Genomic DNA, 14,819 nt, shown 5'->3' on the forward strand with positions numbered 1-14,819 from the left:
CATGAGCTCTGCGAAATTCGACATCGTCGTCTATGGCGCGACCGGTTTCACCGGTCAGCTCGTCGCCGAATATCTGGCGGCCCATTACAAGAACGACAAGCAGCTCAAATGGGCGATGGCCGGCCGCAGCCTCGACAAGCTGAAATCCGTGCGCGACGCGATCGGCGCGCCCGCCGATACGCCGCTGATCGTGGCGGATGCCTCCGATGCGGCGTCGCTGAAGGCGATGGTGGCGCAGACCAGGTCGGTGATCACGACGGTCGGGCCGTATCAATTCTACGGCGAGGCGCTGCTCGAGGCCTGCGTTGCCGGCGGCGCGGATTATCTTGACCTCTGTGGCGAGCCGGTCTGGATGCGACAGATGATCGACAAGCACGAGGCAGCTGCCAAGGCGAGCGGCGCGCGCATCATGTTTTCGTGCGGCTATGATTCCGTGCCGTTCGAGCTCGGTACGTTCTTCGTGCAGGAAGAGGCCAAGCGGGTGTTTGGTGTACCGGCCCCGCGCGTGAAGGGGCGCGTGCGCGACATGCGCGGGACGCTGTCAGGCGGAACCGCAGCAAGTGCAAAAGCGACCTTCGACGCGGTCGCCAAGGATCTGAGCCTTGTCGCCATTCTCAACGACCATTTTGCGCTGACGCCGGGGTTCGCCGGGCCGAAGCAGCCGAAGGGCAACAGGGCGGCCTATGAGGAGGACCTGCAATCCTGGGCCGCGCCGTTCATGATGGCGCTGATCAACACGCGCAACGTCCATCGCTCCAACATGCTGATGGGCTTTCCCTACGGCCGCGAGTTCGTCTACGACGAGATGGTTTTGACCGGCCCCGGCGACAAGGGCGAGGCCAATGCGAAGCGGGTGATGGCCGTCAACGCCGAGAAGACCGGCCCGAATGCGCCAAAGCCGGGTGAGGGGCCGTCAAAGGAAGAGCAGGAGAAAGGCCTCTTCAATCTGCTTTATGTCGCGATCGCGCCCGACGGCCGCCAGGTCCGTGCCGGCGTCACCGGCGACCGCGATCCCGGCTACGGCTCGACCTCGAAGATGATCTCGGAATGCGCGATCTGCCTGTTGCGTGACGCAGACGACGTCCCCGGCGGAATCTGGACGCCGGGCGCGGCGATGCAGCACAAGCTGATCAAGCGGCTGGTCGAGCATGCCGGGCTGACGTTCGCTGTAGAGAGCTAGCTCGGTATCGTAGAGTGGGCAAAGCGAAGCGTGCCCACCAATCCTATCGCAATGGTGGAGAGATGGTGGGCACGGCGCTTCGCGCCTTTGCCCACCCGACGGCAGCGCGCGCCTAAGCCGCCCGCGCGTCATACGCGTACATGAACTCCATGCTCTTCGAGCCCAGCGGCAGCAGCCATTTCAGCATCTGATTGCGCAACCAGGCTCCGGTCGCGCTGAACTCGCGCTTGTTGTTGCCGTTGCGGCGGGCCATCGCCACGATCTTCTCGGCGCGCGGGCGGCGCTCGGCCTCGAAGGCCTGGAAGGTGGCGCCGAGCTCCTGGCCGTCCTGCATCAGCCGCGCCAGCCGCATCGCATCTTCCAGCGCGAGCGAGGCGCCCTGGCCGGCATGCGGGCTCGTTGCGTGCGCGGCGTCGCCGATCAGCAGCGAGCGCTTGCGCGACCATGTCGGCAAGGTCGCGACGTCAAGCGTGTCGGTGACGACGATGTTCTCGGCCGCCTCGATGATGGCAGGAATCGGATCGCGCCAGCCACGATGGAAGCCGCGCAGATGCTGCTTCAGCGCCGCCGCGTCGAGCGCGCGGAACATCGCGGCATCCATGCCGTGCGCAGGCTGCGTGCTCCACCACATCACGCCGTCCTTCGGATCCGGGCTGCAATAGCCGTAGCCGAAGAAGCCGCTCTGGCCGAACGTGGTCTCGACATGGCGGTCGTTCGCCCGGCCGGCGAGCACGGCATGCGGCACGAAGCCGCCGAACCCGATCAGGCCGGTGTCGAAGGGCTTTGGCCCGTCAGGCACCACCTGGCGCCGCGCGATCGAATGCACGCCGTCGGCGCCGATCAGGAAGTCGCCCTCCGCGGTGGTGCCGTCGGCGAAATAGGCGATGATCGGCTGGTCGCCGCGATCCTCGATCTTGATCAGCCGCCTCTCGAAATAGAGCGAGACGCAGGAGCACCACGCCTTGTCGATCAGCATCTCGTTCAGTGTGGCACGGCAGACATTGACCGCGGGCTGGCCGAAGCGCCGCGCCATGTCGCGGTTGATCGATCCGAGCCGCTCGCCGCCTTGCGAATAGAAGTCGAAGGATTCCGCAATCGAGCCGCGGCTGATCAGCTCGTCGGCTAAGCCGATCTCGTCCATGACCTGCATGCCGTTCGGCGCGATCTGGAGACCGCCGCCGATGCCCTTGGAATAGGGCCAGGCTTCGTAGATCGCGGATTCGATGCCGGCACGGCGCAGCAGGATTGCGGCAACGGGCCCGGCGATGCCGGCGCCGATGATCAGGGCCTTGCGCGGACGGGTGGACATGGCTTGCTCCCGAGGTTTCCGTGGTGCTAGGAGAAATTACGGTCGCTAAATCTCTTAGTGACTAAGATATATATTCGGTAAGAGATGAGGTCGGCCTTGTCAAGGGCAAAGGCGCGCACGGCGTTGTTGGGAGAGCTCGAGGAGGCGATGCGGCGGTCGTCCGCGCAGGGCGTGCTTTATGGCCAGACCGTTGCGAATGTTGCCGGAATTGCCAATTCCGACCTCGAATGCATGGACATTCTCTATCTCGAGGGGCGGGTGACGGCGGGCCGGCTCGCCGAGGTCACGGGGCTCACGACCGGGGCCATCACCGGCGTGGTGGACCGGCTCGAGAAAGCGGGCCTGGTCCGCCGCGAGCGGGACGAGACCGATCGGCGCAAGGTATACATCGCAGTCGTGCCGGAGACGGCGATGAAGATCGGCCAGCTCTACGTGCCGATGCAGCAGGCGATGGAGAAGGTCTTCAGCACGTACACGGATGAAGAGCTGCGCCTGCTGCTGCGCTTTGCCAATGAGGGCTACAAGGGCGTGCTTGCGGCGACCGCGGCGCTGAAGGGCCTGCTCGACACGCCGCCGGAGAAACGGCCCGATCTCAAGCTGAAGAAGCGTCCTCGCCAGCCCTAGCCCTGTAGGCCTGCGCGGCCGCGATCATGCCCCACATCGCGCCCAGCATCATCCAGAAATGCCGCCAGTGGTCGGTGTCGATCACAAAGCTCTCGCCGACGGTGCCGACGAAGGCCGAGAACACGGCGAGATAAGCACGCTGCCAGGGTACGCGGACGAAGATGTGGCGGAAGCCCATGACCACGGTGGTGAAGACCAGCGCGGGATAGCACACGCCGGACATCCAGCCGCCGGACATGAAGGCGTTCAGATACGAATTGTGGGTGTCTTCGGGGAAGAAGCGATGGAATTGCAGCGGGCCGATGCCGAACGGCAGGTCGAGCGCCATCTCCGCACCGAGGATATGCCGGCCGAACCGGCCGAAGCGGCCTTCGTCATAGCTCTGGTCGAAACTTGCGCGCTGCTTGAACATTTCAGCGATGCTATCGAACGACAGCAGCACCGCGATCAGCGCCAGCCCCAGCACCATCGCGACGATCGCCATGATGATGATGCGCGAGCGCTGCGCGTTGGTGCGGCTGGTCAAGACCATCAGCAGCAGCATGAATGCCGATGTGAGGACCAATCCGCCCCAGGCGGCGCGGGAGAAGGCGAGCAGGATCGCCAGCGACATGATGCCGAAGGCGATGACGTTGCGGGAGGCCTTGGCGAGCTTGTCGGAGACCACGCTCTGGAGCGCGAACAGCGCCGGCAGGATCAGGAAGGCGCCGAGCACGTTCGGATCCTTGAACGTGCCGCGCGCGCGCTCGTAGAGCGTAAAGAGGTCGTGGCCTCCGGGAACCAGGTTGAAATAGCCGGCGATGGCCGCGAGCGAGGCGATCATTGCGCCGACCACGAGGCCTCGGCGCAGCATGTCGAGCCGCGCCGCCGTATCCTCGGAGGTGACCATCGCGAAGAACACCACGGTCACTGCCATGTACCAGGAGGTCGCGATCCAGCTCACCACCTCGGACTGCTCGAACAGCGGAATCGCGCTGATCGTGTAGCCGACATTGAGCAGCACCAGCAGCAGCACCAGCGGCATCAACACGAGCCTGAGCCGCAGGCCGGTGGCGAAGAAGGTGACGGTCGCGAGCAGTGTCACGATCTCGTAGGGGCTCGGCTCGATGAAGACGATCGCTCCGGAGGCGCCGACCAGCCACACCAGCGCGCGCTGGAGCGCCAGCACGCCCGGCGCAGCCGGTGCGGCTATGTTCACTCCACCGGCTGTCGCCGCATACGCCATCACGCGCTCACGCTACTGGTACGCCACAAAACTCGCCGTCATCGCCCGGCTTGACCGGGGCATGACGGAAACTCAATACGCGTTCTCGTTCTTGGTCAGCAGCGCGGTCGGCGTCTTCAGGAGAATGTAGAGGTCGAACAGCACCGACCAGTTCTCGATGTAATAGAGATCGAACTCGACGCGCTTCTGGATCTTCTCTTCATTGTCGATCTCGCCGCGCCAGCCGTTGATCTGGGCCCAGCCGGTGATGCCGGGCTTGACGCGGTGGCGGGCGAAATAGCCGTCGACGGCCTCGTCGAACAGCCGGCTCTGGAGCTTGCCCTGCACCGCATGCGGACGCGGGCCGACCAGAGAGAGATTGCCGGAGAAGACCACGTTGAACAGCTGCGGCAGCTCGTCGAGGCTGGTTTTGCGAATGAAGCGGCCGACGCGGGTGACGCGCGGATCGTTCTTGGTCACGACCTTCGACGCGGTCGGATCAGCCTGATGGTGATACATCGAGCGGAATTTGTAGACGTCGATGCGCTCATTGTTGAAGCCGAAACGCTTCTGCCGGAACAATACGGGGCCAGGACTGTCGAGCTTGACCGCCAATGCCACCAGCGCCATCACCGGGAGTGCGGCGAGCAGCGCGAGGCTGCCGACGATACGGTCGAACAGCCATTTCATCACCAGATCCCAGTCGGTGATCGGTGCTTCGAACACGTCGAGCGTCGGCACCTCGCCGAGATAAGAATAGGAGCGGGGACGGAAGCGCAGCTTGTTGGTGTGGGCGGACAGGCGGATGTCGACCGGCAGCACCCAGAGCTTCTTCAGCATTTCCAGGATCCGCGTCTCCGCCGAGATCGGCAGCGCGAACAGCACGAGATCGACGCGGGTGCGGCGGGCGAATTCGACGATGTCATCGACCTTGCCGAGCTTGCGCGCGCCGGCGCAGGTGTCGAGCGCGCGGCTGTCGTTGCGGTCGTCGAACACGCCGAGCACGTGGATGTCGGAATCCTCCTGCTGCTTCAGCGCCTCGACCAGTTCCTCGCCGTTACGATCGGAGCCGACGATGATGGTGCGGCGGTCGAGCCGGCCCTGCCGTGCCCAGTTGCGCACCAGTGAGCGCAGCACCAGCCGTTCGGCGATCAGCGCGGCGAGGCCGAGGAAGAAGAAGGCGGCAAGCCAGAGCCGCGACATTTCGGTGCCGAACTTGGCGAAGAAGGAGACGCCGATGAACAACAGGAAGACGAACGACCAGGACGAGATCATCCGCGTCATCTGCCGGAGCTGACCGCGGAACAGTTGCACCTGGTAGATGTCGGCGGCCTGGAAGCAGACCACGGCGGCGATCGCAACCGCGATGATTTCCGCAGGATAAACCCAGCTGAAGCCGGAGAGCGGCATGACGTAGCCGACATAGAGAACGATGCCGACGAGGCTCAGCAGCGCGAAGTCGGTGGCGCGCACGGCGCCGGCGATCACGATCGGAGAATAGGCGCGGGCGACTTTCTGGTTGACGACTTCGAGCGCAGCCGGCGTGAGCCGGCGACGGCGTTCGACAAAAGCCGGTTCAGCAGGCTTCGCCGCAGCGTTGGCCGCGGCATCGAGCATCGAGCGTGCGTTGAGCGGTTCCACGGGCTTCCACGTCCATTCCAAATACCCGCGGGCCACGGCTCTGTGCCCCGGGCGAGCATCCCCTGGCACGTCGATTATCGGACAAATCGGAAGATTCTCTAAAGCGGCCCAAAGGATGGTTAATGATTTGCGAATGCATCGCGGTAACCCGCGAGCACGCCGTCGACCATCGCCTGCTGCGAGAAATGCGACGAGATCCGCTGACGCAGCGATGACGCCCGCTGCGCGGTCCCTTGCGGATTGTCGAGCGCGGAAGCGATGGCCTCGGCCATGGCGTCAGCATTGCTCGCCGCGAACAGGGCCGGGCTCTCGGCGCCGAAAATCTCGGGGATGCCGCCGACGCGGGCCGCGATCATGGGAATGCCGGCCGCGCCGGCCTCGATCACCACATAGGGCATGGAATCGCCGCGCGAGGGCACGACCAGCAGCCGCCCCTTGGAAAAGCCATGGCGCGCCTTGACGTGGCCGATGAAGCGGATCGCGCCGCCAAGGCCGAGCTTCTCGACCTGCGCCTTCAGCGTCGCGGTCTCTTCGCCGTCGCCGCCGAGCGTCAGCGTCACTTTTCTGCCATTTGCATGCAGCCGCGCCACCGCATCGACCAGGAGATCGGCACCCTTGATGTGCCTGAACTCGCCGACATAAGCGAGATCGGTGGCATCCTCGGCGGTGACGACCGGCTCGAATTCCTCGGGCGTGACGCCGTTGAAGACGCAATGCACCACACCCTTGGGCGTGCCGACGATGCGCTGATAGGTGTCGCGGGCAAAGGCGCTTTCGAACAGGAACAGGTCGGTCGCGTCCATCAGCGTGCGTTCGAGCCGCGCGTAGAACTCGCCCTTGAAAGTGTGCAGCGGATAATGCAGCGAGCCGCCATGCGGCGTGTAGATGCGGATGGTGTCGTCGGAGCGGCGTCGCATGCGGACGAAGGCACCGGCCTTGGCGCCGTGGCCGTGCATGACGTCGGGTTTGAGCTTGCCGATCAGTCGGCGCATTCGAAGCCACACCAGAAAATCGTCCGGCGACGGCTCGCGGCGGATCGCGAGCCGGTGCACGCCGAGCTTCAGGCGCGGCGCAAGCTCTGCAAGCGCCTTCTCGGCGCGCTCGCCACCGGTGAGGCTGTCGGCGAGAATGCCGACATGATGGCCGCGATCGGCCTGGCCGTTGGCGAGATCAAGGATGTGCCGGAAGATGCCGCCGACGGGCGCACGCACGGCGTGCAGGATGCGAAGCGGCTGGTCGGGAGACGGGGGCATGATCAAAACCAGCGCTCGACGGCGAATGCCGAACATTCTTCGAAATTTCGAAACGGATTAAGGACCCTCGTGGTTAACAAACGGTGACGACGCCATGCGCGCCGCCTGCGGCCGGCGGTTAACCCAGCGGCAACCATAATGGAGTGTAATCGCCGCGGTTGAGGTAGAGTCGTTGTGGCGTTGCCCCGCGGGAGTTTGCGATGCGTTTGGCGTTCTGGCGTGCCGGTAAGAACAGCGCGGTGGTCGAGCGGGCTGTTTCGAAGCCGAAGATCGAGCCGAAGGCTGAAGCAAGGCCTGCGGCCGCTGCCGCCAAACAGGCGTCGGTCGAATCCGGTGACATCGATCTGCACGCGCTCGGCGGCGCGCTGGCACGCAAGCGCAGCTGGATTATCGTGCCGACGGTGCTGGCCCTCGTCGCGTCCGTCGCTGTCGTCAATCTCATCACGCCGCGCTACAAATCCGAGTCGCGCATCCTGATCGACGGCCGCGAGAACGTATTCCTGCGGCCGAGCAGCGACCGCAGCACCGAGGAACGTCAGGCGCTCGACCCCGAGGCTGTGACCAGCCAGGTCCAGCTCGTGCTGTCGCGCGATCTCGCGCGCGAGATCATCAAGAAGAACAAGCTTGCGGAGCGTCCCGAATTCGATCCGGTGCTGCAAGGCATCTCGCCGCTGAAGTCGCTTGCGGCGCTGGTCGGCATCGGCCGCGATCCGTTCTCGATGACGCCGGAAGAGCGCGTGCTCGACGCTTATTACGATCGTCTCCAAGCCTACGCCGTCGACAAGTCGCGCGTCATCGTGGTCGAATTCCAGTCCGCCGATCCGGACCTCGCCGCGCGCGTCGCCAACTCGATCGCCGACGGCTACCTCGTGCTCCAGCAGAATGCCCGTCAGGACCAGGCCCGCAGCGCGAGCCAGTGGCTCTCGGGCGAAATCGAGAACCTGCGCAAGAAGGTCTCTGACGCCGAAGCCAAGGTCGAGGATTTCCGTTCCAAATCGTCGCTGTTCGTCGGCACCAACAACACCACGCTGTCGAACCAGCAGATGGGCGAGGTCAACACCCAGCTCAACAACGCCCGCTCGATGAAGGCGGACGCTGAATCCAGGGCGCGGCTGATCCGCGAGATGCTCCAGAGCGGCAAGCCGATCGAGGCGTCCGAGGTCGTGAACTCCGAACTGATGCGGCGCCTGTCCGAGCAGCGGGTGACGCTGCGTGCACAGCTCGCAGAACAATCATCCACGCTGCTCGGCAACCATCCGCGGATCAAGGAATTGAAGGCGCAGCTCGGTGACCTCGATGGTCAAATTCGCGACGAGGCGGCCAAGATCTCGCGCTCGCTCGAAAGCGATGCGCGGATCGCCGCCGGCCGGGTCGATGGGCTGACCGCGAGCCTCGAGCAGCTGAAGAAGCAGGCGACCTCGACCAATGGCCAGGATGTCCAGCTGCGTGCGCTCGATCGCGAAGCCAAGGCGCAGCGCGACCTGCTCGAAACCTATCTCGCCAAATATCGCGAGGCCAACACCCGCGAGACCATCGATACCGCGCCGACGGAAGGCCGCATCATCTCGCGCGCCATCGTCTCCAACACGCCAGCCTACCCGAAGAAGCTGCCGATCGTGCTGATCGCGACGCTGGCGACGCTGCTGCTCTCGTCCGGTCTGGTGGTTACCGGCGAACTCCTGCGTCAGACCGCGCCACGCGCCGTTGCCACGCTCACGCCGGCGGTGGTTCGCCAAAAGCCGGCGGTCGAAGAGCCGGTCGCCGATGCGGTCGAGATCGAGCCGGTGCCGCTCCAGCCGGACATGACGGCCAATGCCGATGTCAGCGAATTCGCCGAGATCGGGCAGCTGGCCGAAAGTCTGAAGGCTGCGGGTTCGGCCGCGAAGAAAGTCACGGTGCTCGGCACCGCATCGGGCGACGCCATCACGCTGTCAGCGCTCACGCTCGCCAGGCATCTAGCCCGCGATGCGCGGGTCGTCGTGGTTGATCTCGCGGCATCGTCGCCGGCGATTGCCGCTGTCTCCGTCGATGCCACGTCGCCCGGTCTTGCCGAGTTGATGCAGGGCGAGGCGTCGTTCGCGCAGATCATCACCCGGGACAAGCTCTCGCGGCTGCATCTGGTGATGGCCGGCCGTCCCGGCTTCGACCGCAGCCTGCTGCAGTCGCCGCGGGTGACCCTTGCGATTGACGCCTTGCTGCGTGCCTATGACCACGTGCTGATCGACGCCGGCAGCGCCTCAGACTTGCCCGCTGAACTCCTGACGTCCGGTGCCCGCGCCGTCGTGGTGCCCGATGCGTCGATGGCGCCGGACGCGCGCACGCTGATGTGCGAGCAGCTCAAGGCCGTTGGTTTCAGCGAGGTGACGATGCTGAGCAGGCCGGTGCAGCCGTCGGATGCCGGCGAGCCCACCCCGCGCGTCGTGGCGGCGTGATCTCGCTTTCCCTCTCCCCTTGTGGGAGAGGGTGGCTCGTCGCGCTAGCGACGAGACGGGTGAGGGGTCTCTCTCCGCATGTGAGCCTCTCTGAGTTCGACTCGTTGATGCAACCCCTCATCCGGCGCTTCGCGCCACCTTCTCCCACAAGGGGAGAAGGGAAGGGATCGCGGATGGATATTGGAAAGCTCGGGACGTCTAGCCGAATGCCCGGCGCAGCCTCTGCGCCAGGTCGAACAGCATCTGGTTCTGCTTTATCAATCGCTTGCCGCGGTTGACCGATGACATCGCCATCGCGGCGAGCTTGCCGCGCGAGGTCAGCGGGACGAAGCTGTCGAAGATGTCTTCGTCACCCTTGCAGAACATCCGCTTGTAGTCGTCCGAGCCGATGCCGAGGTCGAGTGACCGGTAGCCGCACTCGGCATAGCGGTCGATGATGTTGCGCATCAGGATCAGGCCGGGGCTGTGGCGGGCCTGCTCCGACAGGGTGTAGGTGTTGAACATCATCGAGAAGCGCTGGCCGTCGGCGACGCCAGCGAAGATTGCGATGATTTCATCGTCGCATTCGAGCGCGTGGATGTCGATGACGCGGCCTTCGCCGCGCGGCGCAAGGCAGGCACTGCGGACGAACTGCTCGACACCCGGCTCCGCGAAGACGTTCGGCAGTTTCTGCTCCGCCATTCTCACCGGCTTGATGCGGAAGAACCAGTCGAGCAGGCGGGTGACGTCCGCGTCCGTGGTGGCAAGGTGATAACGATAGCCGGCGAGCGCCTGGAGCTTCTTCTCCTTGCTTTTGAGGCGGCGGCGGAAGGAATTGCTGATGCGCGACTCGGGCGAGCCGCCGGGCTCCATCACCAGCAGAGGGCAGCCGTTGATCGCGCTCTGCCGCGGCAACAGTGCGAACGGGTTCTGTTGCTCATGCCAATGCAATGGCTGCTGCGTGAGCGCCAGCACGTCGATATGCGCGCGCAGCGGCGCAAGGAGTACATCGAGATCGGCCGAAATGGCCTGGGCCGCGAACTCGGCGTTCCACAGTCCCATGTTGAAGGTCGTATGCTTGCCGCCCATGAAGCAGCCCGTGCGCACGCCGTGGCTCTGGCGCAGCGCGAGCGGTAGCAGCGCGAGCGGTCTTTGCTCCGCATCACGGGCGATAACAATGAAGGGCCGGGCGCCTTCGCCGGCCCCGACCAGGCGTTGCCACGGACCGAGCAGGTCGAATTGTTGATAGGGCGTGGAGAGGTGACCGGGGTCTTCGAAGGCGCGCCAGACCGGCTCGGCGGCGTCGAGATCGGAAACGATGTCGACATGCGCGATGCGGCTCGCTTTCGACCGCGCTGGCGCTTCTGCCGTCCGGCTTTGCATCGCCGCAGCCATGGTCATTCGCGGAACCTGTCGAGAAATCGAAAATATGCGTATTTCGGCCTGAGGCCGAGCTTTGCAAAGAAATGTCAACAAAGGGTAATGACTATGGGAGAAGGAACAGGCCGCCGGCGAACGCAAGGGTGGGATATTTGGCATCCGATGACAGATGGCTGGAGCGGTTGCGGCTCGAGCTGGCCTGGTTCACCGGCCAGCCGCTGCTGCGCAGCCGCGGTGCCGGTGCCATTCTGCGCTTCGCACGGGTGCGACCGCGGCGGAGCGGAGCATTCCAGCCGTTGCGCGACAGCGAGATCTCGCCGCAATTCCTCGATCGTGCCATTCGCGCGCTGAAGCGCTGGAAGTATGACTTCCTCGGCATGGACGAGGTCTGCCGGCGCGCGGTGACATTGCCCGAGAAGCGGCGCTTCGTGGCACTCACCTTCGACGGGGCCAACAAGGATCTCATCAGCTACGCCTATCCAGTGCTGGCGCGCCACGCCGTGCCCTTTACCGTCTACGTTCCCACCGCCTTTCCGGACGGCGTCGGCGAGGCCTGGTGGCTCGGGCTCGAACAGGTCATCGCGCGCGAGAGTCGGATCAGCCTGATGATGGGTGAGAAGGAGCAGCGCTTCACCGTCATCGGCAATGCGGAGAAGCAGGCGCTGTTCTCGTTCGTCGAAGGCTGGTTGCGCTCGCTGTCGCCGGCGGATTTGTCCGCTGCGATCGCCGATCTCTGCACGCGCTATCGCATCGACCTCGCCGCGCTGTCGCGCGAGGCGTCGATGGATTGGCAGGATCTGGCGAGGCTGGCGGACGATCCGCTCGTCACGATCGGCAGCGCAACCGTGAACTATCCCGTTCTTGCCAACATGAAGGATACAGCCGCGCTGCGCGAGATGACCATGGGCAAGGCAGTGGCTGAAGCGGCCTTCCGTCGCGAGATCCGGCATCTGGCGTTCCCGGTTGGCGATCGCGCCTCGTTTCGGCGCAGTCACGTCGTCATGGCCGAGGAGGCAGGCTTCGGCAGCGCGGTGTCGACCATTCCCGGGATCGTCGATGCGGAGGGGCGCACCAATCTGCACGCGCTGCCGCGCATTCCCTGGGACGGCCGCATGCGCTCGCTCCGGATGATGCGCGTGCTGGTGTCGGGAATTGCCTTTGCGCCGGTGAAACCGACAGGTAGCGCTACGAGCTAGGCTCTACGAGCTGGATTTGGCCCGATCGGACCGCTGCATCCAGCTCACGATCGGCATCGCCGGCAGGACCCAGCCCATTCCGACCGCGACGTAATAGATCGCCTGTCGCCAGCCGGACTCGGCGATCCAGGGCATCTGCGCGGCCGCCATGCCGAGCAGGGCCCAGACCGTGGCCAGCACCAGGAGCAGAATGGCGCCGAGGAACTTTCGGGTGCGGATTGTCATAGCGGTTTGTTGCGGCTTTTGCATAACTTGCGCTGCGGGAGCGGGGGACTATAAGGGGCACGCAGTCCTGTTCAAGCCTCTTTGGTTGCCGGTTTAACCCCGAAATGACGACGGTTTCCGCCCCTTCCGAGCCGCATCGCGCCGTGCGCTGGTGGCTCGTGTCCGTCGCCGCGCTGATCGCGCTGATGGTGCTGGTCGGCGGTGCAACGCGGTTGACGGAATCCGGCCTCTCCATCGTCGAGTGGAAGCCGGTGACGGGCAGTGTGCCGCCGCTGTCGGAAGCGCAGTGGACCGACGCGTTCGAGGCCTACAAGAAGATCCCGCAATATCGCGAGCTCAACGCCGGCATGAGCCTGTCCGAGTTCAAGGAGATTTTCTGGTGGGAATGGAGCCACCGGCTGCTCGGCCGTTTCATCGGCGTCGCCTATTTGCTCCCGTTCCTGTTCTTCCTGTGGCGCGGAGGTCTGTCGGGCGAGTTGAAGCGCAGGCTGTGGCTGCTGTTCGCGCTCGGCGGACTCCAGGGCGCGGTCGGCTGGTGGATGGTGGCCTCGGGCCTCACCGAACGCGTCGAGGTGTCGCAATATCGGCTGGCGACGCATCTGGTGCTGGCGCTGCTGATCTTTGCCGGCATCGTCTGGACGGTCCGGCGGCTTGCCGAGCGGCCGCAGCTCGCCACGTCCACGCGGCTGCGCTTCACGAGCGCGCTGCTTCTCGTCGTGACCTTCGTGCAGATCTATTTCGGCGCGCTGGTCGCGGGCCTGCGCGCAGGCCGTGCCTACAACACCTGGCCCACAATCGACGGCGCCTTCATTCCATCCGCAGAGCGGCTGTGGTTCGAGACGCCGTGGTGGCGCAACATGTTCGACAATGTGCTGACCGTGCAGTTCGAGCACCGCATGACCGCCTATGCGCTGTTCGTGCTGGCGGCACTGCATGCGGTCGACGCGGTGCGCTCGCATGCAGGCCCAGCGGCGCGTGGCGCGCTTTGGCTGTTGGCGGCTGTCAGTCTGCAAGCGGTGCTCGGCATCCTCACGCTGCTCAACCAGGTCCCGATTGACCTCGCGCTGTCGCATCAGGCGGTCGCGATCGTGGTGCTGACGCTTGCGGTGATGCAGGCGGAACGACTCGCCTCGCGGCATTCGACCGAGATGCAGTCGCGCGCGGTTCCGGTCGGTCAGCCCGGCTGATCAGCAATAGCCGTAGATGCCGCACGAATAGGGCAGCCGCCAGAAATAGTCGACCTGCTTCCCGCCGTAGTACGAGCCCTGATAGTCGTAGTCCCAGGGACGGCCGTAGTAGCCGGGCAGCGTGTGCGAGCCGGGCAGGAGCGGGGTGCCCGGCAGGTTGCGGATGTAGCTGCCGATGCCATAGGCCGGCGAGATCAGCGCATCCGGATCGGTCTCGACATAAACCTTAGGCGGCTCCGGCGGTGGAGCGACGGCCCGCCGCCTCGGCGTCGCCGGTAAATCGGCGGCAACAGCGGCTGAGACCGTCAGCATCGCCGCAAGGGCAGGTACCATCCAGCGCAGCATCGTCGGCTCCGAATCAAAACAGGGCGATCCAGGGACGATGCATACGGCAGATATGGTTAATGACTGTTAACCGGGGCCGTTCCGGGGCGCACTTTCATGTGCCCCGCAGATCAGGCAGGAAACGTCCTGACGGGCGTGACGATCGCATCGAATTGAATCGATACCCTGTTCTTCAGGACGTGTTGGATAACCTCTGTTTCTGACTTCTCGAAGAATTCTTCCCAGTTCTCGGATTGACCAAACTCTCTCTCGAAATCGATCTCGGCGAACTTTCCAATGAAGACGCCGGTCACGTCCGACTCCCTGTTCTTTGCGAACAAATGTTTTTGTCTCGACTTTTTCATGTACAGGCTGATCATGCGGAGAGCCTTGTAGACCAGCGTGCTGTCGTGAAAGAGAATGATCGCGTCGCTCTTCACCAGCGGAAGCGTCCACAAGAAATCCCTGAAGCAGGCGACATCGGTGTGCTCTCCATCGATGAACGCAATCTCGAAATTGTTTTCCGCCCCTTGCAGCGAATCCACCGAGCCATCAAACGTCGTCAGCTTGGACGTCGGTATGCCACGAGAGACCAGATTACCGATCATCGTCTGATGTGTAATTCCGGAGTAGTCGTATTTGGCTCCCCTCTCATCCGGCTGTTGCCGGCCCCTTTCATCGATCGAAAGGACCGCTTTACATGCGGGGTCCATCAGAAACGGGGTCAGGCTTCCGCCAAGATACGAGCCGATTTCGACGTAAGAAAAGGACCCCAGGACTCTCTTGGTGAGAGCAATGGTCTGCAACAAGAACCGTTTGTCGTGCGCGCTTGTCTGTGAGGGAATTGGAAAAAGCGATCCGATGTCCGGCGCGGCAATATTCATG

The 14,819-nt window shown here is 64.3% G+C and carries 13 protein-coding genes; 5 read left to right on the forward strand and 8 right to left on the reverse strand.

What is annotated here, in order from left to right:
* Position 1: 1 nt before the first annotated feature.
* Positions 2 to 1,180, forward strand: a complete 1,179-nt coding sequence (locus tag IC761_RS16275) for a saccharopine dehydrogenase family protein (protein ID WP_195804198.1) — start codon at positions 2 to 4, stop codon at positions 1,178 to 1,180.
* 112 nt (positions 1,181 to 1,292) lie between these two features.
* Here IC761_RS16275 and IC761_RS16280 read toward each other — a convergent pair whose 3' ends face one another.
* Positions 1,293 to 2,489, reverse strand: a complete 1,197-nt coding sequence (locus IC761_RS16280) for an FAD-dependent monooxygenase (RefSeq protein ID WP_195804199.1) — start codon at positions 2,487 to 2,489, stop codon at positions 1,293 to 1,295.
* A 147-nt stretch (positions 2,490 to 2,636) separates the two neighbouring features.
* On the opposite strand from IC761_RS16280, the gene IC761_RS16285 reads away from it, so the two are divergent.
* Positions 2,637 to 3,113, forward strand: coding sequence for a MarR family transcriptional regulator (locus IC761_RS16285; protein ID WP_195804675.1), 477 nt, complete (start codon positions 2,637 to 2,639; stop codon positions 3,111 to 3,113).
* Here the strand turns inward: IC761_RS16285 and IC761_RS16290 are convergent.
* The 3 genes from IC761_RS16290 to IC761_RS16300 form a co-directional block, all read right to left on the reverse strand.
* Positions 3,082 to 4,338, reverse strand: a complete 1,257-nt coding sequence (locus tag IC761_RS16290; RefSeq protein ID WP_195804200.1) for an O-antigen ligase family protein — start codon at positions 4,336 to 4,338, stop codon at positions 3,082 to 3,084. The two genes, IC761_RS16285 and IC761_RS16290, sit on opposite strands and share 32 nt — an antisense overlap.
* A 72-nt stretch (positions 4,339 to 4,410) precedes the next feature.
* On the reverse strand, positions 4,411 to 5,958 hold the full coding sequence (locus tag IC761_RS16295) for an undecaprenyl-phosphate glucose phosphotransferase (RefSeq protein ID WP_195804201.1): 1,548 nt from the start codon (positions 5,956 to 5,958) through the stop codon (positions 4,411 to 4,413).
* A gap of 119 nt (positions 5,959 to 6,077) precedes the next feature.
* A complete protein-coding gene (locus tag IC761_RS16300; RefSeq protein ID WP_195804202.1) occupies positions 6,078 to 7,211 on the reverse strand; it encodes a glycosyltransferase family 4 protein in 1,134 nt (377 codons plus the stop codon).
* Between the two features lie 200 nt (positions 7,212 to 7,411).
* On the opposite strand from IC761_RS16300, the gene IC761_RS16305 reads away from it, so the two are divergent.
* Positions 7,412 to 9,643, forward strand: a complete 2,232-nt coding sequence (locus tag IC761_RS16305; protein ID WP_195804203.1) for a GumC family protein — start codon at positions 7,412 to 7,414, stop codon at positions 9,641 to 9,643.
* A gap of 198 nt (positions 9,644 to 9,841) precedes the next feature.
* Here the strand turns inward: IC761_RS16305 and IC761_RS16310 are convergent, their stop codons facing one another.
* The gene (locus IC761_RS16310) at positions 9,842 to 11,023 is read right to left on the reverse strand and encodes a GNAT family N-acetyltransferase (RefSeq protein ID WP_195804204.1); all 1,182 of its coding nucleotides are present in this window, start codon (positions 11,021 to 11,023) and stop codon (positions 9,842 to 9,844) included.
* 131 nt (positions 11,024 to 11,154) lie between these two features.
* On the opposite strand from IC761_RS16310, the gene IC761_RS16315 reads away from it, so the two are divergent.
* Positions 11,155 to 12,198: a polysaccharide deacetylase family protein gene (locus IC761_RS16315; RefSeq protein WP_195804205.1), complete on the forward strand. Its 1,044-nt coding sequence runs from the start codon at positions 11,155 to 11,157 to the stop codon at positions 12,196 to 12,198.
* A gap of 3 nt (positions 12,199 to 12,201) precedes the next feature.
* On the opposite strand, the gene IC761_RS16320 is transcribed toward IC761_RS16315, so the two are convergent.
* A complete protein-coding gene (locus IC761_RS16320; protein WP_195804206.1) occupies positions 12,202 to 12,423 on the reverse strand; it encodes a DUF2842 domain-containing protein in 222 nt (73 codons plus the stop codon).
* Between the two features lie 104 nt (positions 12,424 to 12,527).
* Between IC761_RS16320 and IC761_RS16325 the strand changes: the two genes are divergently transcribed.
* Positions 12,528 to 13,610 (forward strand): COX15/CtaA family protein, encoded by a 1,083-nt coding sequence (locus IC761_RS16325; protein WP_195804207.1) that lies wholly within the window; start codon positions 12,528 to 12,530, stop codon positions 13,608 to 13,610.
* Here IC761_RS16325 and IC761_RS16330 read toward each other — a convergent pair whose 3' ends face one another.
* Both IC761_RS16330 and IC761_RS16335 read right to left on the reverse strand, forming a co-directional pair.
* Complete coding sequence (locus IC761_RS16330; protein WP_195804208.1) at positions 13,611 to 13,955, reverse strand: hypothetical protein; 345 nt, start codon at positions 13,953 to 13,955, stop codon at positions 13,611 to 13,613.
* 110 nt (positions 13,956 to 14,065) lie between these two features.
* Entirely contained in the window at positions 14,066 to 14,818 is a 753-nt protein-coding gene (locus IC761_RS16335; protein ID WP_195804209.1) for a class I SAM-dependent methyltransferase, read from the reverse strand.
* Position 14,819 lies beyond the last annotated feature (1 nt).

Source organism: Bradyrhizobium commune, from assembly GCF_015624505.1.
Taxonomy (GTDB): domain Bacteria; phylum Pseudomonadota; class Alphaproteobacteria; order Rhizobiales; family Xanthobacteraceae; genus Bradyrhizobium; species Bradyrhizobium commune.

Excerpts from the sequence above, each read along its gene's own strand:
- IC761_RS16275 (WP_195804198.1), top strand. The coding sequence starts at position 2 with ATGAGCTCTGCGAAATTCGACATCGTCGTCTATGGCGCGACCGGTTTC.
- IC761_RS16280 (WP_195804199.1), bottom strand. The coding sequence starts at position 2,489 with ATGTCCACCCGTCCGCGCAAGGCCCTGATCATCGGCGCCGGCATCGCC.
- IC761_RS16285 (WP_195804675.1), top strand. The coding sequence starts at position 2,637 with ATGCGGCGGTCGTCCGCGCAGGGCGTGCTTTATGGCCAGACCGTTGCG.
- IC761_RS16290 (WP_195804200.1), bottom strand. The coding sequence starts at position 4,338 with ATGGCGTATGCGGCGACAGCCGGTGGAGTGAACATAGCCGCACCGGCT.
- IC761_RS16300 (WP_195804202.1), bottom strand. The coding sequence starts at position 7,211 with ATGCCCCCGTCTCCCGACCAGCCGCTTCGCATCCTGCACGCCGTGCGT.
- IC761_RS16305 (WP_195804203.1), top strand. The coding sequence starts at position 7,412 with ATGCGTTTGGCGTTCTGGCGTGCCGGTAAGAACAGCGCGGTGGTCGAG.
- IC761_RS16310 (WP_195804204.1), bottom strand. The coding sequence starts at position 11,023 with ATGACCATGGCTGCGGCGATGCAAAGCCGGACGGCAGAAGCGCCAGCG.
- IC761_RS16320 (WP_195804206.1), bottom strand. The coding sequence starts at position 12,423 with ATGACAATCCGCACCCGAAAGTTCCTCGGCGCCATTCTGCTCCTGGTG.
- IC761_RS16325 (WP_195804207.1), top strand. The coding sequence starts at position 12,528 with ATGACGACGGTTTCCGCCCCTTCCGAGCCGCATCGCGCCGTGCGCTGG.
- IC761_RS16330 (WP_195804208.1), bottom strand. The coding sequence starts at position 13,955 with ATGCTGCGCTGGATGGTACCTGCCCTTGCGGCGATGCTGACGGTCTCA.
- IC761_RS16335 (WP_195804209.1), bottom strand. The coding sequence starts at position 14,818 with ATGAATATTGCCGCGCCGGACATCGGATCGCTTTTTCCAATTCCCTCA.